The following is a 15,809-nucleotide window of genomic DNA, read 5'->3' as shown; positions in this document are numbered from 1 at the left end:
GAAAATTGACATTTTCTATACACGTCTGGCCTAACATGTCTAGAAAGCGGCGATTTCTATGCATGTTCAAGGAGGCCCCTCCGTGCCACTTCCTTCGCTCGATAGGCTCGATGCCAGGCGCTTCGAAACGCCCGCCATCCTCAGGCAGCTCGCCGCCAGCAGTCGAAAGCTGGCCGAACTCAAGGGGATCGCCGCGGCGATCCCCGACCAGGGCATCCTGATCAACACCCTGGGCCTGCAGGAAGCCAAGGACAGTTCGGAGATCGAGAACATCATCACCACGCACGACGAGCTCTTCAAGGACGACGTGCTGCCCGAGGCTTTCGCCAACCCGGCGGCCAAGGAGGTGTTGCGTTACCGGCAGGCGTTGCGCGTAGGTTTCGAGCAAGTGCGCACTAGCGGTCTCATCACGGCCAATCACGTCGTCGCGATCCAGTCCGAGCTGGAGCGCAACAACGCGGGGTTTCGAAAGCTGCCGGGCACCGCATTGAAGGATGGAGCGGGTCGCGTCGTCTACATGCCGCCCCAGGATCCCGCGGAGATCGTCGAGCTGATGCGCGATCTCGAGCGGTTCATCAACGATCCCGATGCGTTCGACGCCGATCCGTTGATCAAGATGGCCTTGATCCACCACCAGTTCGAGAGCATCCATCCGTTCTACGACGGCAACGGACGAACCGGTCGGATCCTCAACGTGCTTTACCTCGTGAAGGAAGGACTGCTCGATATTCCCGTGCTCTACCTGAGCAGCCACATCGTGCGGACCAAGTCGGACTACTACCGCCTGCTGCAAACCGTGCGCGAGCAGGACACCTGGGAAGCATGGGTGCTGTACCTGCTCGAAGCCGTGGAACAGACCGCGGGGCAAGCGATCGTGACGGTCAATGCGATCAAGGCTGCGTTGGGCGACTACAAGCACCGCATTCGTGCCGGCTACAAGTTTTACAGCCAGGACCTCATCAACAACCTGTTCACCCATCCCTACACGAAGATCGATTTCGTGCAGCGCGATCTGCAGGTGTCGCGCCTGACGGCGACCAAGTACCTCGATGCCCTGGTCGAAGGGGGCTTCGTGGCGAAGCAGAAGATGGGGCGAAGCAACTACTACGTGAACCTGGCGCTCACGTCGATCCTTCTGGGGGCCACGGACGGAGCTCCCTGAACGGTGTTCACTCCTTGCGTGTGGCCAGCGCGAACAACTCCCCCACCAGCCGCTCCCCCAGCTCCACACGCACCGGCTCTCCCCCGAACACCAGCCGGAACACGATCGGCGCGATCAGGTGATCGATCACCTGTTCGGCCGTCGGTGTGGCCTCGCCGCGCGCGCGGGCCTGTTCGACCAGGGCCAGCGCCTCGCGGCGGCGGTTGCGCAGGCAGTCGGTGTCCTCGTCGCCGTTGGCCAGCGCGGCCGCGGCCTTCAGCAGCGAGGTGTTGCACGGCTTGGCCAGGTGCTCGATCAGTTCGCTCGCCCACGCCGCGAGGTCGGCGCGCAGCGTGCCGGTGTCCGGCAGCGGGCGGTCGGGGTCGAGGCGGTGGGTGGCGGTCTCGGCCAGCAGGCCGGAAAGATCGCCCCAGCGGCGGTAGATGCTGGAAGCGCTGACGCCCGCGCGTTCGGCCACGGCCGGCACGGTGACGCGCTCTCGGCCCTGTTCGGCGACCAGTTCCTCGAGCGCGGCGCGCACCTGCGCCTGCACCTGCGCGCTGCGCCCGCCGGGGCGCTTGGCTGAGGAAGAAGGAATGGCGGACGGGACGGCGGTGTTCATGGTGAATCGACTTTAACGCAAAGATATTTGCTTTAACAGCGGGAGAAGCCTAGAATCACAAACGCAAAGATTTGTGCGTTAAGAGCCGTTTCGCGCCAAGGAGTTCACCGTGTCCCAATGCCCCGACCTCGCAAGCCGCCCCGGCACCGCCGCCGCCCCTGTCCGCGCGGCGCCCCTTGCCGCGGCACCCCGGCGCATGCCGGCGGCGCTGGCCTTCCCGCTGCTGGCGGCGGTGCTGTTCGCCTTCTTCTTCGCGGCGGCCGCGCCCTCGCCGCTGTTCGTGGTGTTCCAGCATGCCTGGGGCTTCTCGTCCTCGATGCTGACGGTGGCGTTCGCGATCTACGCCATCGCGCTACTGATCTCGCTGCTGGTGGCCGGCTCGCTGTCCGATCACATCGGCCGCCGCCCGGTGGTGCTCGCGGCGCTGGTGCTGCAGGCGGTGGCGATGGGGCTGTTCCTGCTGGCGGGCGACATCGGCGGGCTGATCCTCGCGCGCGTGGTGCAGGGCGTGGCGACCGGCATCGCGAGCGGCGCGCTGAGCGCGGCCGTGGTCGAGGCAGCACCGGCCGCGAAGAAGCGGCTGGGCGCGCTGATCACCAGCGTGTCGCCGCTCGCGGGCCTGGCGCTGGGCGCGCTGCTCACGGGCATGGCGGTGCGCTGGACCGGGCAGCCGGTGACGTGGGTGTTCGGCGTGCTGGCGCTGGTGTTCGCGTTCGGCGCGGCGCTGGTGCTGTGGATGCCCGAGACCGTGACGCCGCGTGCCGGCGCGCTGGCCTCGCTGGTGCCTCGGGTGTCGATCCCCGTGCGGGCGCGCGCCGAGTTCGCGCGCGGGCTGCCGGTGTTCATCGCGGTGTGGGCGCTCGGCGGCTTGTTCCTGTCGCTCGCGCCTTCGCTGATGCACCACGTGTTCGGCATCGACAGCGGCGTGGTCAACGGCCTCACGATCGCGGTGCTGTCGGGCGTGGGAGCCGTGGCGCCCACGCTGCTGGGCCGCTTCGCGGCGCCGCGCCCGGCGATCCTCGGCATGGCCAGCCTGGCGCTCGGACTGGTGCTGCTGCTGGCGGCGCTCGCCACGCGTTCGCTGGCGCTGTTCTTCGTCGGCACGGCGGTGGCCGGCATCGGCTTCGGCGGCGCTTTCTCGGCGCTGGTGCAGACGCTCGCGCCGCTGGCCCAGTCCCATGAACGCGGCGAGCTGTTCGCGGCGATCTTCGTGGTGAGCTACCTGGCCTTCAGCCTGCCGGCGATGCTCGCGGGCTTCCTGGTCGCGCCGCTGGGCCTGCTCGCGACGGTCGAGGGCTACGCGGGCGTGCTGCTGCTGGTGGCGGCCGTGGGCACCTGGAACCAATGGGCGCCGCTGCGCCGGCGTGCCGCGCCTTAGTTCGGTCGCGCCGCGAGGATCGCGGCCACCGCCTCGCTGAAACCCGCGCCGCGCTCGCCGCGCGTCACGTAGTGCGGCAGGAACTCCAGCTGCGGCACGAAGCGCGCGACGTTCGCCACGCCGATGCTGTGCGCGAAGCTGCGGAACATCAGCTGGTCGTTGGTCGAGTCGCCCACGTAGGCCCAGCGCGCGATCTCGTCGTCGAGCCGGCGGCCCCAGAGTTCGCGCACGATCCAGCGCGCGCCCTCGAGCTTGTCGTTGCCGCCATACCAGCCGTTGACGTGGATGCTGCTCACGGTGGCATGCATGCCCTCGCCGCGCATCAGCGCCACCACGCGCGCGATGGTGGCCTCGTCGAGCCGTACGAACTCGCTGTGGTCGATCGCGATGTCGGTCTCGCGGCCCGGCGAGTCGGTGGCGCGGCCGGCGCCCGGAATCTCCGCTTCGATGCGCGCGAGCACGCCCTGCATGCGCCGGTAGTTCGCGGCGCGCGTGGGCGCATCCTGCTGGTAGCGCTTGGCGATGCCGCCGCCGGGCAGCGGCAGCAGCGCCACCGCGCCGTTCTCGGCCACGATCGCATCGACCGGCCAGGCGTTGACGAAGGGCTCGCTCCAGCCCACGGGCCGGCCGGTGATCGCCACCACGTGCAGCCCGGCCGCGCGCAACGCGCCGAGCGCGGCCAGTGCGTCAGCGGTGATCGCGCCCTCGGTGGTCAGCGTGTCGTCGATGTCGGTGAACACGCCCGCAAGCGTGGCGCGGGCGGTGGCGGGCCATTGGCCCAGCGGCAGCAGACGGTCGGGCGAGGCGGGGAGGGAGGAAGACGTGGTGGAGGAGGACATGGCGGACGGCACGGCAGGAGCGCGGATCGTACCGGTGGCCGCGCGCGCCGCGCTTTCGTGTAGCATCCCGCCCCCGCCGGCTGGTCGCGCAGACCGCACTGGCGCGGCCCGCCCATGTCCCAGATCGTCGTCGACCGCCTCCTCAAGACCTACCGCATCGCCGAACGCGACCCCGGCGTGCTCGGTGCCGTGCGCGGCCTGCTGCACCGCCGCCATCGCACGGTCGAGGCGCTCGGGGGCGTGTCCTTCGCGCTCGAGCGCGGCGAGCTGCTGGGCTTCATCGGTCCCAACGGCGCGGGCAAGTCCACCACCATCAAGATCCTTTCGGGCATCCTGCGGCCCGACGGCGGCAGCGTGCGCATCGACGGGCGCGATCCCTTCGCCGACCGCGAGCGCCACGTGGGCCGCATCGGCGTGGTGTTCGGCCAGCGCACCCAGCTGTGGTGGGACCTGCCGGTGGGCGAGGGCTTCGACCTGCTGCGCGACATCTACCGCGTCGACCGCGAGCGCTATCGCCGCACGCGCGACGAGCTGGTCGCGCTGCTGAGCCTCGAGCGCGTGCTCGACCAGCCGGTGCGCCAGCTCTCGCTGGGCCAGCGCATGCGCGCCGAGATCGCGGCCGCGCTGCTGCACGAGCCCGAGATCCTGTTCCTCGACGAACCGACCATCGGCCTCGACGCGCCCTCGAAGCTCGCGGTGCGCGACTTCGTGCGCCGCGCCAACCGCGAGCGCGGCACCACGGTGCTCTTGACCACGCACGACATGCACGACATCGAGGCGCTCGCGCGGCGCGTGATCGTGATCGGCCATGGCCGCGTGCTGGCCGACAGTCCGGTCGAGGCGCTGCGCGCGCAGGTGCTGGCCGAGCGCCGGCTGGTGGTCGATTTCGCGCAGGAAGCGCAATTGCCCGACGACCTCGGCGCCCACTGGCCCGGCGTGCGCGTGAACGCGCGCGACGGCCGCACGCTGGTGCTCGACTTCGATCCCGCGGCCGTCTCCGCGCCGGCGCTGATCGCGCGCATCGCGGCCGAGCATGCGGTGGAGGACATCCGGCTCGAGGGGCTGGCGATCGAAGCCGTGATCGCGCGCTTCTATGCGATGCATGGAGCGGCCGACGCATGACGGAGGGATGGCGCGAGATCGCGCGCCCCTACACCGCGGCCTTCGCCTCGCGTTTCCTGCAGATGCTGCAGTACCGCACTGCCGCGCTCGCGGGCTTCGGCACACAGTGCTGGTGGGGCGGCATCAAGGTGATGGTGTTCGCGGCTTTCTACGGCGGTGCCTCGGCGGCCGCGCAGGCGCCGATGTCGCTCGAGCACGCCATCACCTACACCTGGCTCGCGCAGGGCCTGCTGGTGCTGATGCCCTGGCTGGTCGATCCCGAGGTGGCGCAGTCGGTGCGCACCGGCTCGGTGGCCTATGACCGGCTGCGCCCGGTCGATGCCTATGCGCTCTGGTATGCGCGCAGCGCGGGCTGGATCGCCGCGCGCCTGCTGCCGCGCGCGGCGCTGATGCTGGGCTTCGCCGCCGTCGCGCTGCCGCTGCTGGGGCTCGGCGCCTGGGCCTGGCAGCCGCCGGTGGGCGTGGCGGCCGCGCTGGCCTTCGCGCTGTCGATGGGGCTGGGCCTGGCGCTGTCGACCGCGATGGTGATGCTGCTCAACGTCGCGACGCTGTCGGCGCTCAACGAGCGCGGCATCAACGCGCTGTCGGCGCCGCTGGTGATCGTGCTGTCGGGCAACCTGCTGCCGCTCGCGCTGCTGCCCGATGCCTGGCAGACGGCGCTGCTGGTGCAGCCGCTGGCCGGGCTGATGGACATTCCCGCGCGGTTGTACTTCGGCCAGCTGCGCGGCGCCGACGCGCTGCTCGGGCTGGCGCTGCAATGCTTCTGGATCGCGCTGCTGGTGGTCACCGGCCGCTGGCTGCTGGTGCGCACCATGCGCCGGCTGCAGGTGCAGGGCGGGTGAGGTCGGCATGAGCAGGTCCCCGGGATCGATCGCGCTGTTCCTGCGGCTGGTGAAGGCCTCGGTCGGCGCGCAGGCGCGCTACCCGGCCTCGGCGCTGATGCTCACGGTGGGCCAGTTCCTCGTCACCGGCATCGAGGTGGTCGCGGTCTGGGCCATGTTCCACCGCTTCGGCGAGGTGCGCGGCTGGACCCTCGGCGAGGTCGCGCTGTTCTACGGCCTGGTCAACTGCATGTTCGCGCTGGCCGATGCCCTGGGCCGCGGCTTCGACGTGCTGGGCACCGAGTTCCTGCGCAGCGGCGCCTTCGACCGCCTGCTGCTGCGACCGCGCCCGCTCGCGCTGCAGCTCATGGGCCACGACTTCCGCATCAGCCGCATGGGCCGGCTGCTGCAGGGGCTGGCGGTGATCGGCTTCGCGACCGCGCAGGCCGGCATCGCCTGGACGCCCGAGGCCGTGGCCGTCGCGCTGTTCGCGCTGGCCGGCGGGGTGGCGCTGTTCCTCGGCATCCTGGTGCTGCAGGGCACGCTGGCCTTCTGGACCGTCGAGAGCCTGGAGATCGCCAACGTGCTGACCTACGGCGGCGTGCAGGCGGCGCAGTATCCGCTGGCGCTGTACGCGCGCTGGTTCCGGCGCCTGCTCACCTTCGCGGTGCCGCTGGCCTGCGTGGCCTACTACCCGGCGCTGCTGATCCTCGGGCGGCCCGATCCGCTCGGCGCGCCGCACTGGGTGGGCTGGGTGTCGCCGCTGGCGGGCTTCGTCTTCCTCGCGCTGGCGTTTCGCGTGTGGGGGCTCGGCTTGAGGCATTACGCCTCGACGGGCAGCTAGCTGATCAGGAAACGCACGCGAAAGCGCAGCCGGCGCACGCGCGAGGCGCCGTCGATCGCTTCGAAGTCGTCGGCCGCCGAGGCCGCCAGCGGCGCGGCCGCGGCCATCGCGAAGCCGTAGTCGCCATAGGAGCCCGTGCGGTCGGCGTCGGCGCCGAGTTCCTCGACCTGCGCCACCGAGCCGAGCGACACGCCGGCCTCGCGCGCGATCACCTGCGCCCGGGCGCGCGCCTGCTGGATCGCGGCCGCGCGCGCCGCCGATTCGGCCTCGGCCGAGGCGTCGAAGCGCGGCTGCAGCATGTCGACCGAGAGCGAATGGCGTGCGTTCTCGAACAGCGGCTGCAGCGCGTCGATCGCGAGGTACAGGCGCTGCGTGTCGCGGCAGCGCAGCAGCACGCGGTGCGAGACCTCCTGCCCCGCGCTCTTGCGGCGGTACCACGGCTGCCAGGTGTCGCGGCCGCCCTCGCTGATCTCGTCGGCGCCGAGGCCCGCGGCCTTGAGCGCGCGGATGGTGTCGTTGCGCAGCCGGGTCGCCTCCTCGAAGGCCGCTTCCGCCTTCGAGGGCTTCACGGTGAGCGTGAGCGCGGCGCGCTGCTCGACCACGGTCTCGGCGATGTCGCCCTGGCCGGCGACTTCGATGTAGGTGTCCATCGGGTTCTCCTGGGTGGCGCGCGAACCCCGGCAGCCTGCCTGCTCAGCCCGCGCTCTGCAGCGCCAGCCCCGCGTGTTCGCGCAGCGGGTGGAAATGGATCTTCGGGAAGCGTTCCTGCGCCAGCCGCACGTCGTACGGCGAGGTGCACAGGAAGGCCAGCGTGTCGGCCGCGTCCTTGGCCATGCGCTGCGGATAGGCGTTGACGAACTCGCGCAGCTCGGCCGGCGTGTCGGCCGTGATCCAGCGCGCGCCGGTGTACTGGCAGCCCTCGAGCCGCACGTCGGCGTCGTACTCGGCCTTCAGCCGGTGCTGCACCACTTCGAACTGCAGCTGGCCGACCGCGCCCAGCAGCATCGGGCCGCCGATCTCGGGGCGGAACACCTGGATCGCGCCCTCCTCGCCGAGCTGGGCCAGGCCCTGCTGCAGCTGCTTGGTGCGCAGCGGGTTCTTGAGGATCACGGTCATGAACAGCTCGGGCGCGAAGAAGGGCAGCCCGGTGAACTGCAGGCTCGCGCCGTCGGTGATGGTGTCGCCGAGCTGCACGCCGCCATGGGTGGTGAAGCCCACGATGTCGCCCGCGTATGCTTCCTCGACCGCCTCGCGGCGCTGGCTCATGAAGGTCACGACGCTGGTGGGCCGCAGTTCCTTCGCGGTGCGCTGCACCTTGAGCTTCATGCCCGGCGTGTACTTGCCCGAGGCCATGCGCACGAAGGCGATGCGGTCGCGGTGGTTGGCGTCCATGTTGGCCTGCACCTTGAAGACCACGCCCGCGAAGTCCTTGTCCTCCGGCTGGATCTCCTTGGTCACCGGCTGGCGATTGACCAGCGTCGTGCTGGTGCGTGACTGCGGCGAGGGCGCGAGGTCGACCAGCGCGTCGAGCACTTCCATCACGCCGAAGTTGTTCACGCCGGAGCCGAAGAACACCGGCGTCTGCTTGCCGGCCAGGAAGGCTTCGCGGTCCCAGGTGGGTGATGCGCCGGTGGCGAGTTCCATGCTGTCCATGGCGGTCTCGAAGTCGGCGCCGAAGCGCTTGGCGAGGGTGTCGCGTTCGCTCAGGGGGATGGTCTCGAAGTCCTGCGGCAGGCGTTCGCTGCCCGACTCGAACACCGTCATGGCCTGCGTGCGCAGGTTCATGATCCCGCGGAAGCTCTTGCCCTGGCCCACGGGCCAGGTCATCGGCACGCAGGGCATGCCGAGCTCGCGCTCCACCTCGTCGAGGATGTCGAGCGGCTCGCGCACTTCCCGGTCCATCTTGTTGACGAAGGTGATGATCGGCGTGTCGCGCTGGCGGCAGACCTCGATCAGGCGCCGCGTCTGCGCTTCCACGCCGTTGGCCGCGTCGATCACCATCAGCGCCGAGTCGACCGCCGTGAGCACGCGGTAGGTATCTTCCGAGAAGTCCTTGTGGCCGGGCGTGTCGAGCAGGTTGATCACGTGGTCGCGATACAGCATCTGCATCACCGACGAGGCCACCGAGATGCCGCGCTGCTTCTCGATCTCCATCCAGTCGGAGGTCGCGTGGCGCGAGGCCTTGCGCGCCTTCACCGAGCCGGCGATCTGGATCGCGCCGGAGAACAGCAGCAGCTTCTCGGTCAGCGTGGTCTTGCCGGCGTCGGGGTGGGAAATGATCGCGAAGGTGCGGCGGCGGCGGGTTTCGGAGGCGAAAGACACGGTAGGGCCAGGTAGAAGGGGTCGGTCGGGCGAACCGGCGATTGTCGCAGGTCACCCCGCGGACCGCACCCCTGTCCCTCAGTTGTGCCCGTGGGGCAGCGACAGCGCGTCGTCGGCCGCGACGAAGCGCCGCGAGGCCTTCGGATCGCGAAACACCAGTGGCTGCGCCGGCAGCTCGCCCGCATCGGCGCGGCGCACCGCCTCCAGCACCTCGCCGTGCGCGGGGCTCTTGGCGCACACCGGGTCGGCCGCCGCGGCGTCGTGCGCCAGCATGTAGGCCTGGCAGCGGCAGCCGCCGAGGTCGCGCTCCTTGTGCTCGCAGCTGCTGCAGGGTTCCTTCATCCAGCCGGTGCCGCGGTAGCGGTTGAAGCCTTCCGAATCGCGCCAGGCGCTGCGCACGCTGGTCTCGCGCAGGTTCGGGAACGCGAGGCCCGGCAGCATGCGCGCCGTGTGGCAGGGCAGCGCGGTGCCGTCGGGCGCGACGGTCATGAACATGCTGCCCCAGCCGTTCACGCACTTCTTGGGCGCGGCCTCGTGGTAGTCGGGGGCCACGAAGAAGATCCGCATGCGGCCGTCGAGCTTGCGGCGCCAGGCCTCGGTGGCGGCCTCGGCCTTGCGCATCTGCTCGCGCGTTGGCAGCAGGTGGGCGCGGTTCTCGCGCGCCCAGGCGTAGTACTGGGTGTTGGCGAGCTCGAGGTACTCGGCGCCCATGGCCTCGGCCATCTCCACGATGCGGTCGATGTGGTCGATGTTGAGCCGGTGGATCACCACGTTGAGCACCATCGGCCAGCCGTTGGCCTTGATCAGGCCGGCCACCTTCTGCTTGAGGTCGAAGGTCTTCGTGTGCGAGAGGAAGTCGTTCATCTCGCGCGTGGAGTCCTGGAACGAGAGCTGCACGTGGTCGAGGCCCGCGGCCTTGAGCGCCGCCGCGCGCGCCTCGCTCAGGCCCACGCCCGAGGTCAGCAGGTTGGTGTAGTAGCCCAGGCGCCGGGCCTCGGCCACCAGCACCTCGAGGTCGTCGCGCAGCAGCGGTTCGCCACCCGAGAAGCCGCATTGCACCGCGCCCAGTTCGCGTGCCTCGCGCAGCACGCGCAGCCAGTCCTCGGTGGGCAGCTCGTCGGCATGGCCGGCGAAATCGACCGGGTTGTAGCAGAAGGCGCAGTGCAGCGGGCAGCGGTAGGTGAGCTCGGCCAGCAGCCACAGCGGCGGACCCGGCAGCGCCGCCGTCGCGCTCACTTCAGCACCACCCAGCGCTGCGCGAGCGCGATCTCGAGGAAGGCCAGCACCTCCTTGCCGAGGCCGGTGGTGTCGAAGCATTCCTCGAGGTCGAGCACGATCGCGCGCACGTCGCTTTGGCCGTCGCAGCGCTTGAGGATCTCGCCCGCGCTCTGGTTGAGCTTGACCATGCCCTCGGGATAGAGCAGCACGTGGCAGTCCTGCGCGGACTCCCACTGCAGCCGAAAGCCCTCGGCGATGCCGGGCCGGCTGTCGAGCGTGGGCGCGGTCATGCGGCACCTCCTTCGGCGGCCGGCGTCACGCCGTAGGCCAGCGCCATCGCATCGTTCATGGCCCAGAGGATGTCGAGCTTGAACTGAAGGATGTCGAGCGCGCGCTCCTGCTGCGCGCGCGTGGCGAAGTGCTCGAGCGTGAGCGCCAGGCCTTGCTCGACGTCGCGCCGCGCCTGGCTCACGCGGTTGCGGAAGTAGGCCAGGCCGCCGGGCTCGATCCACGGATAGTGCTCGGGCCAGCCGGCCAGCCGCTGCTTGTGGATCTCGGGCGCGAACAGCTCGGTCAGCGAGGAGCACACGGCCTCCTGCCAGGGCGCGCGGCGCGCGAAGTTCACGTAGGCATCGACCGCGAAGCGCATCGCGGGCGTCACGTGGCGCAGGTCGACGATCTCCTCGCGCGCCAGGCCGGTCGCGATGCCGAGGCCGATCCAGGCCTCGATGCCGCCGGGATCGTCGCCGCTGCCGTCGTGGTCGACGATGCGCTGCACCCAGCCGCGCCGCACCTCGCGCTCGGGGCAGTTGGAGAGGATCGCCGCGTCCTTCACGGGAATCGCGATCTGGTAGTAGAAGCGGTTCGCGGCCCAGCCGCGCACCTGCGCGGGCGTGGCGCGGCCCTCGTTGAGCATGCGGTTGAACGGATGGTGGATGTGATAGGCCTTGCCCCTGGCGCGCAGCTGCGCCTCGAACTCGGCGTGGCTCCAGGCCGGCTCGCCGCTGGGTGCGCGCGGCGGCGCGAGGGAGATGTCGATGAGGGCGATGATGGGCTCCTGGGTCCTGGCTGTTCGTTCGTCGTGCTCAGAGCACGATCTCCATGCCGTCGAAGGCGACCTCGATGCCGCGCCGGTCGAGCTCGGCGCGCTCGGGCGAGTCCTCGTCGAGGATCGGGTTGGTGTTGTTGATGTGGATCAGCACCTTGCGCGTGCGCGCGGACAGGTCGGCCAGCCATTCGAGCATGCCGCCCGCTCCCGACTGCGGCAGGTGGCCGATGCTGCGGCCGGTCTTGCGGCTGAAGCCCAACGCGATCATCTCGTCGTCGCGCCAGAAGGTGCCGTCGACCATCACGCAGTCGGCGGCGCGCATCGCGGCATCGACCTCGGGGCTGTGCGCGCCGAGGCCCGGCGCATAGAAGGCGCTGCGGCCGCTCGCGGTGTCGGTCAGCGTGAGGCCGATGTTGTCGCCGGGCACGGGATGCTCGCGGTGCGGCGAGTATGGCGCGGCCTTGCCGACCAGCGCGAGCGCGCGCAGCGCCAGGCCGCTCACGCCCGGCACCTCGAAGCTCCGGCCATCGAGCGGCAGCTCGTGGTGCGCAACGCCGCAGAAATGCGAGAGCACGCGCAGGATCGGGTTGCCCTGCGTGAGGTCCTCGTGGACCGGCCCGGTGCACCACAGCGGCAGCGGCGCGCCGCGCTCGCGCAGCATGTAGAGGCCGGTCGAATGGTCGACCTGCCCGTCGACCAGCACCACGCCCGCGATGCCGGTGTCGCGCGGGCCGCGCCCGGGCTGCAGCGCGGGCGTGGCCTTGATCTGTTCGAGGATGTCGGGCGAGGCGTTGACCAGCACCCAGTCCTCGCCCACGTCGCCCTTGGCGCAGATCGACGACTGCGTGCGCGCGCGGGCGCGCACGGTGCCCGCGCGCAGGCCGGCGCAGTTGGCGCAATTGCAGTTCCATTGCGGAAAGCCGCCACCGGCGGCGGCGCCCAGGACGCGGATGTGCATGCGGTGCAGCGCCGCGACGCGGCGCGAGAGAAGGGGGAGGGGAAAGCGAAACCGGCACGGACCGCCGAAGCGGGCCGTGCCGGAAAGGGCGTGGCGCTCAGCGCGCCGCCACGTACATCGTGATCTCGAAGCCGAAGCGGAAGTCGGTGGCTTGAGGGGTGGTCCAGGTCATGAAGTCTCCTTGAGGAATTCCATTCGCAGGCGAAGGTCGATGGACGCCTTCGGAAGCGGCGAAAGCGCGCTCCGCGGACAGCATACCCAGTTTGAGCAGGCCGCGCAGCGTGGTCGCGGCACCCGTCGTGGCGTGGGCGTGGTCCGACGGCGTAGCATCGGCCGCATGCTGGAGGCACTTGGTTCTACAGGCGATGGCACGGGCCGGCTCGACGTGGGCGAGGGCCATCGGCTGCACTGGGAGACCACCGGTGCCGTCGAGGGCCGCGCCGCGCTCGTGCTGCATGGCGGGCCGGGCTCGGGCGGTTCGCCCGCGCTCGCGCGCGGCTTCGATCCGGCCCGCTATCGCGTGGTCGCCTTCGACCAGCGCGGCGCGGGGCGCAGCACGCCGCGCGGCGAGACGCGCCACAACCGCACCGAGCTGCTGATCGCCGACATCGAGGCGCTGCGGCGGCACCTGGGCATCGAGCGCTGGCTGGTGGTCGGCGGGTCGTGGGGCGCGACGCTGGCGCTGGCCTATGCGGCGCGCCATCCGGAGTCCGTCGACGGACTGCTGCTGCGCGGGCTGTTCGTGCCGACTGCCTCGGAGTTGCATTGGAGCTTCGAGGGGGCGCGCGCGAGCTATCCCGAAGCATGGTCGCGGCTGGCCGACGCGGTCTCGTTGGCCGAGGGCGCGCCGTTGTTGCCCGCGTTGTGTCGCGTGTTCGCGGACGACGACCTCGCATTGCAATCGCGCGCGACGCTCGCCTGGCTGGCCTGGGAGCACGCGCAGGGCGGACAGTCCGGCGCTGCGCCCGAGCCGCAAGGCGATGCGTTGCAACGCGCGATCGATCGCTACAAGGTGATGGCGTACTACCTCGCGCACCGCTGCTGGCTCGCGGACGGCGACGCGGTCGCGTGGGGCGCGCTCGACGCGCTGCGCGACCATCCGGTGCTGTTCCTGCACGATGAGTTCGACCGGACTTGTCGCCCGGCCGCCGCTCGAGCCGTACAGCGCCTGGTGCCCGCGAGCCGCTTCGAGACCGTGCCCGGCGCGGGCCACGACCCCTTCCATCCCGCGATGGCGCAACGCATGGCGCGCGCGCTCGATGCCTTCGCGGCACAGGGCCGCTTCGACCCGCCGACTCAGAACGCCTCGGTCACCCCATAGGCCCGCATCTGCGCCTCGACCTGCGCGACGTCCTGGCACAGCACCACGAGGTCGTGCGCGCGGCCCTCGCGGTCCTTCACGTGCTTGCTCAGCAGTGCCTCGGGCCGGAAGCCCAGCGCCTGGAACACCGCGATCGCGCCGCGCTGGTCCACGGTCATCTGCGCCACCACCTTCTCGTGGCCCTGTTCCATCGCGAGCGCGCAGCCTTCCTGCGCGAGCTGCTGGCCCAGGCCGCTGCCGCGCAGCGCAGGCTCGACCAGCACGCGCAGCTCGGCCACGTGGCGCGACCACGAATGTGGATCGCGGATCACCGCCGCGCAGCCCAGCACCTTGTCGTCGCGCACCGCGAGCACGCTGTCGATGTCGCCGCGCGCGATGGCGCGCACCCAGGCGTCCATCACCTTGGGCTGCGTGATGTCGCGCGGCAGGAACAGCAGGTCGTGCGTGGGCAGCGCCTGCGCGAAGGCCAGCACCGCGCCGGCATCGGCGGCGTCCATGCGGCGCAGCGCGATCTCGCCGTCGGCATGCGGCAGCGTGCGCGGATAGAGCCGGGTCGAACCCGGGTTCGTCGAGGTGTCTGCGGCATTCGTCATGTGGATCGCACTCCCAGCCATTCGTCGAGCCTCGGCCACAGCCGGCGCACCGCGTTCGGTCCCGCGGCCAGGCTCACATGGCCGCCCTTGAGCACCACCTCCTCCTTGTCCACCGATCCGATGCCCGCGATCAGCGGCGCGCCCGCCTCATAGGGAACGATGTGGTCGTGCTGCGCGAGCGCATGCAGCACCGGCACCTCGATGTCGGCGAGGCGCACCGGCCGTCCGCCGATCGAGAGCTCGCCCTTGAGCAGCTTGTTGCCCCACATCAGCTCCTTCACGGTCTGGCGGAAGTACTCGCCCGCCAGCGGCAGCATCTCGGCGCCCCAGCGGTCGAACATGCGGTAGGACTTGACGAACTCGTCGTTCGCCATGTTGTCCCACAGCTGCACCAGGCCCGCGCCGCGACCCGCGGGGCGCAGCATGTCGAAGGAGGCGAACAGCATCTCGGGCGGCACGTTGCCCACGCCGTCAACCAGCCGGTCGACGTCGAAGTAGCGCTTGTCGGACCAGGCATGGAACATCGTCATGCGGCTGAAGTCGATCGGCGTGGTGAACAGCGCGAGGTTCTTCAGCGGCCCGCCCGGATGCAGCGCCGCGTAGAGCGTGGAGAGCACGCCGCCCATGCAGTAGCCGACGATGCTCACGTCCTCCTCGCCCGAGCGCTGCTGCACGCGGCGGATCGAGTCGGGAATGAAGTCGAGCACGTAGTCCTCGATGCGCAGCCGCTTCTCCTGCGGCCGCGGCGCGTTCCAGTCCATCATGTAGACGTCGTAGCCCTGCCGCAGCAGGTGCTCGACCATGCTCTGGCCCGGCGCGAGGTCGAGGATGTAGCCCTTGTTGGTGGTGGCCATCACGATCAGCACCGGCACGCGGTAGATCTCGTCGACCATCGGCCGGTAGTGGTAGAGGCTCAGCGTGCCGCGGCGATGGATCTCGTCCTTGGGCGTGAGCCCGACCGCGGGCGTGGCGCTGGTCAGGAACTCCAGGCCCTTGATGTTGCGCTGGATGGTGCGCTCGATCTCGGCGCGCAGGTCGGGCAGCGCCGGCAGTTCGGCGGCGGGCGTGCTCATGGGCGCGGGCGACGGGTGCGGGCCGGGGACTTCGAGGCCTTGGCCGCGGCCTTCTTCGCAGGTGAGGGTGCGGGAGCGGGTGGCGTGGCCGCCATCGAGGGCGGCTGCTTCGTGCGCTTCGGCGCCGATGACTGCGGCGCCGGCGCTGGCGCAGCACCGCCCTCCTCGAGCAGCCGCGCGATCCGTGCCAGGTGATCGTCGATGTGCTGCAGCTGCTCGGACAGCGCCTGCAGGTCGGCGCGCGTGGGCAGGTTCAGCATCGTGAGCAGCCGCGCCATCAGGTCGCCGAGCGCCTTCTGCGCGCCCAGCGAGGCACTCATGCCGCCATGCATGCCCTGTCGAAAAGGATCGGAGGCCATGGCCTCGTTGGCGAACGCGTTGGTGCTCTTTTCCCATTGCGCGGTGAGCTCGCGCCAGATCGCCATGGGGTCGAGGGGAGAGGAGGACTGGGTCATGGCCGCACACCGAGGTTCGTCGTCGGAAGGCCGCGCCGTGCGCCGGCGCGGCGC

18 protein-coding genes are annotated in these 15,809 nt (G+C 70.6%); 6 read left to right on the top strand and 12 right to left on the bottom strand.

Annotated elements, in window-relative coordinates; all coding sequences use genetic code 11:
• Nucleotides 1-82: 82 nt before the first annotated feature.
• A complete protein-coding gene (locus AC07RV_RS40540; RefSeq protein WP_296781165.1) occupies nucleotides 83-1,162 on the top strand; it encodes a Fic family protein in 1,080 nt (359 codons plus the stop codon).
• A gap of 7 nt (nucleotides 1,163-1,169) precedes the next feature.
• Here the strand turns inward: AC07RV_RS40540 and AC07RV_RS40535 are convergent, their stop codons facing one another.
• Nucleotides 1,170-1,763: a TetR/AcrR family transcriptional regulator gene (locus tag AC07RV_RS40535; RefSeq protein ID WP_296781161.1), complete on the bottom strand. Its 594-nt coding sequence runs from the start codon at nucleotides 1,761-1,763 to the stop codon at nucleotides 1,170-1,172.
• Nucleotides 1,764-1,872: 109 nt separating this feature from the next.
• Between AC07RV_RS40535 and AC07RV_RS40530 the strand changes: the two genes are divergently transcribed.
• Entirely contained in the window at nucleotides 1,873-3,141 is a 1,269-nt protein-coding gene (locus tag AC07RV_RS40530; RefSeq protein WP_256222745.1) for an MFS transporter, read from the top strand.
• On the opposite strand, the gene AC07RV_RS40525 is transcribed toward AC07RV_RS40530, so the two are convergent.
• On the bottom strand, nucleotides 3,138-3,980 hold the full coding sequence (locus tag AC07RV_RS40525; protein WP_296781159.1) for an HAD-IIB family hydrolase: 843 nt from the start codon (nucleotides 3,978-3,980) through the stop codon (nucleotides 3,138-3,140). The two genes, AC07RV_RS40530 and AC07RV_RS40525, sit on opposite strands and share 4 nt — an antisense overlap.
• Before the next feature lie 114 nt (nucleotides 3,981-4,094).
• Between AC07RV_RS40525 and AC07RV_RS40520 the strand changes: the two genes are divergently transcribed.
• The 3 genes from AC07RV_RS40520 to AC07RV_RS40510 are packed head-to-tail and all read left to right on the top strand — an operon-like array spanning nucleotide 4,095 to nucleotide 6,767.
• Nucleotides 4,095-5,102, top strand: coding sequence for an ABC transporter ATP-binding protein (locus tag AC07RV_RS40520; protein ID WP_296781157.1), 1,008 nt, complete (start codon nucleotides 4,095-4,097; stop codon nucleotides 5,100-5,102).
• Nucleotides 5,099-5,944, top strand: coding sequence for an ABC transporter permease (locus AC07RV_RS40515; RefSeq protein ID WP_296781155.1), 846 nt, complete (start codon nucleotides 5,099-5,101; stop codon nucleotides 5,942-5,944). Before AC07RV_RS40520 ends, AC07RV_RS40515 begins: the two co-directional genes overlap by 4 nt.
• A 7-nt stretch (nucleotides 5,945-5,951) precedes the next feature.
• Nucleotides 5,952-6,767, top strand: coding sequence for an ABC transporter permease (locus AC07RV_RS40510; protein WP_093348104.1), 816 nt, complete (start codon nucleotides 5,952-5,954; stop codon nucleotides 6,765-6,767).
• Here AC07RV_RS40510 and AC07RV_RS40505 read toward each other — a convergent pair.
• The 7 genes from AC07RV_RS40505 to pqqA form a co-directional block, all read right to left on the bottom strand.
• Nucleotides 6,764-7,417, bottom strand: a complete 654-nt coding sequence (locus AC07RV_RS40505) for an SIMPL domain-containing protein (protein ID WP_296781153.1) — start codon at nucleotides 7,415-7,417, stop codon at nucleotides 6,764-6,766. The genes AC07RV_RS40510 and AC07RV_RS40505 overlap by 4 nt on opposite strands.
• A 43-nt stretch (nucleotides 7,418-7,460) precedes the next feature.
• Nucleotides 7,461-9,089 carry a peptide chain release factor 3 gene (locus AC07RV_RS40500; RefSeq protein WP_057590743.1) on the bottom strand — a complete coding sequence of 543 codons (1,629 nt, stop codon included), beginning with the start codon at nucleotides 9,087-9,089 and terminating at the stop codon, nucleotides 7,461-7,463.
• A gap of 78 nt (nucleotides 9,090-9,167) precedes the next feature.
• A complete protein-coding gene (gene pqqE, locus AC07RV_RS40495) occupies nucleotides 9,168-10,325 on the bottom strand; it encodes a pyrroloquinoline quinone biosynthesis protein PqqE (RefSeq protein ID WP_296781151.1) in 1,158 nt (385 codons plus the stop codon).
• Nucleotides 10,322-10,597, bottom strand: a complete 276-nt coding sequence (gene pqqD, locus AC07RV_RS40490; RefSeq protein ID WP_296781148.1) for a pyrroloquinoline quinone biosynthesis peptide chaperone PqqD — start codon at nucleotides 10,595-10,597, stop codon at nucleotides 10,322-10,324. The genes pqqE and pqqD overlap by 4 nt, the downstream gene beginning before the upstream one ends.
• On the bottom strand, nucleotides 10,594-11,340 hold the full coding sequence (pqqC, locus tag AC07RV_RS40485; RefSeq protein WP_296781230.1) for a pyrroloquinoline-quinone synthase PqqC: 747 nt from the start codon (nucleotides 11,338-11,340) through the stop codon (nucleotides 10,594-10,596). Before pqqC ends, pqqD begins: the two co-directional genes overlap by 4 nt.
• A 52-nt stretch (nucleotides 11,341-11,392) precedes the next feature.
• Nucleotides 11,393-12,313, bottom strand: coding sequence for a pyrroloquinoline quinone biosynthesis protein PqqB (gene pqqB / locus AC07RV_RS40480; RefSeq protein WP_296781146.1), 921 nt, complete (start codon nucleotides 12,311-12,313; stop codon nucleotides 11,393-11,395).
• 97 nt (nucleotides 12,314-12,410) lie between these two features.
• A complete protein-coding gene (gene pqqA, locus AC07RV_RS40475; protein WP_172705269.1) occupies nucleotides 12,411-12,485 on the bottom strand; it encodes a pyrroloquinoline quinone precursor peptide PqqA in 75 nt (24 codons plus the stop codon).
• 165 nt (nucleotides 12,486-12,650) lie between these two features.
• Between pqqA and AC07RV_RS40470 the strand changes: the two genes are divergently transcribed.
• Entirely contained in the window at nucleotides 12,651-13,634 is a 984-nt protein-coding gene (locus AC07RV_RS40470) for an alpha/beta fold hydrolase (RefSeq protein ID WP_296781143.1), read from the top strand.
• Here AC07RV_RS40470 and AC07RV_RS40465 read toward each other — a convergent pair.
• Genes AC07RV_RS40465 through AC07RV_RS40455 form a run of 3 tightly spaced genes read right to left on the bottom strand, consistent with a single transcriptional unit; the run spans nucleotide 13,610 to nucleotide 15,755 of the window.
• On the bottom strand, nucleotides 13,610-14,227 hold the full coding sequence (locus tag AC07RV_RS40465; RefSeq protein ID WP_057590749.1) for a GNAT family N-acetyltransferase: 618 nt from the start codon (nucleotides 14,225-14,227) through the stop codon (nucleotides 13,610-13,612). The genes AC07RV_RS40470 and AC07RV_RS40465 overlap by 25 nt on opposite strands.
• The gene (locus AC07RV_RS40460; RefSeq protein ID WP_296781141.1) at nucleotides 14,224-15,300 is read right to left on the bottom strand and encodes an alpha/beta fold hydrolase; all 1,077 of its coding nucleotides are present in this window, start codon (nucleotides 15,298-15,300) and stop codon (nucleotides 14,224-14,226) included. Before AC07RV_RS40460 ends, AC07RV_RS40465 begins: the two co-directional genes overlap by 4 nt.
• The gene (locus tag AC07RV_RS40455) at nucleotides 15,297-15,755 is read right to left on the bottom strand and encodes a hypothetical protein (RefSeq protein ID WP_296781137.1); all 459 of its coding nucleotides are present in this window, start codon (nucleotides 15,753-15,755) and stop codon (nucleotides 15,297-15,299) included. The genes AC07RV_RS40460 and AC07RV_RS40455 overlap by 4 nt, the downstream gene beginning before the upstream one ends.
• Nucleotides 15,756-15,809: the final 54 nt, after the last annotated feature.

It is taken from the genome of Variovorax sp. GW821-FHT09B01, from assembly GCF_059418345.1.
This window is presented reverse-complemented; position numbering and strand designations above follow the sequence as displayed.

Coding starts and splice junctions, on each gene's coding strand:
- AC07RV_RS40460 (WP_296781141.1), bottom strand. CDS start 15,300: ATGAGCACGCCCGCCGCCGAACTGCCGGCGCTGCCCGACCTGCGCGCC.
- AC07RV_RS40535 (WP_296781161.1), bottom strand. CDS start 1,763: ATGAACACCGCCGTCCCGTCCGCCATTCCTTCTTCCTCAGCCAAGCGC.
- AC07RV_RS40515 (WP_296781155.1), top strand. CDS start 5,099: ATGACGGAGGGATGGCGCGAGATCGCGCGCCCCTACACCGCGGCCTTC.
- AC07RV_RS40455 (WP_296781137.1), bottom strand. CDS start 15,755: ATGACCCAGTCCTCCTCTCCCCTCGACCCCATGGCGATCTGGCGCGAG.
- pqqD (WP_296781148.1), bottom strand. CDS start 10,597: ATGACCGCGCCCACGCTCGACAGCCGGCCCGGCATCGCCGAGGGCTTT.
- AC07RV_RS40525 (WP_296781159.1), bottom strand. CDS start 3,980: ATGTCCTCCTCCACCACGTCTTCCTCCCTCCCCGCCTCGCCCGACCGT.
- AC07RV_RS40520 (WP_296781157.1), top strand. CDS start 4,095: ATGTCCCAGATCGTCGTCGACCGCCTCCTCAAGACCTACCGCATCGCC.
- AC07RV_RS40465 (WP_057590749.1), bottom strand. CDS start 14,227: ATGACGAATGCCGCAGACACCTCGACGAACCCGGGTTCGACCCGGCTC.
- AC07RV_RS40505 (WP_296781153.1), bottom strand. CDS start 7,417: ATGGACACCTACATCGAAGTCGCCGGCCAGGGCGACATCGCCGAGACC.
- AC07RV_RS40470 (WP_296781143.1), top strand. CDS start 12,651: ATGCTGGAGGCACTTGGTTCTACAGGCGATGGCACGGGCCGGCTCGAC.
- AC07RV_RS40510 (WP_093348104.1), top strand. CDS start 5,952: ATGAGCAGGTCCCCGGGATCGATCGCGCTGTTCCTGCGGCTGGTGAAG.
- pqqB (WP_296781146.1), bottom strand. CDS start 12,313: ATGCACATCCGCGTCCTGGGCGCCGCCGCCGGTGGCGGCTTTCCGCAA.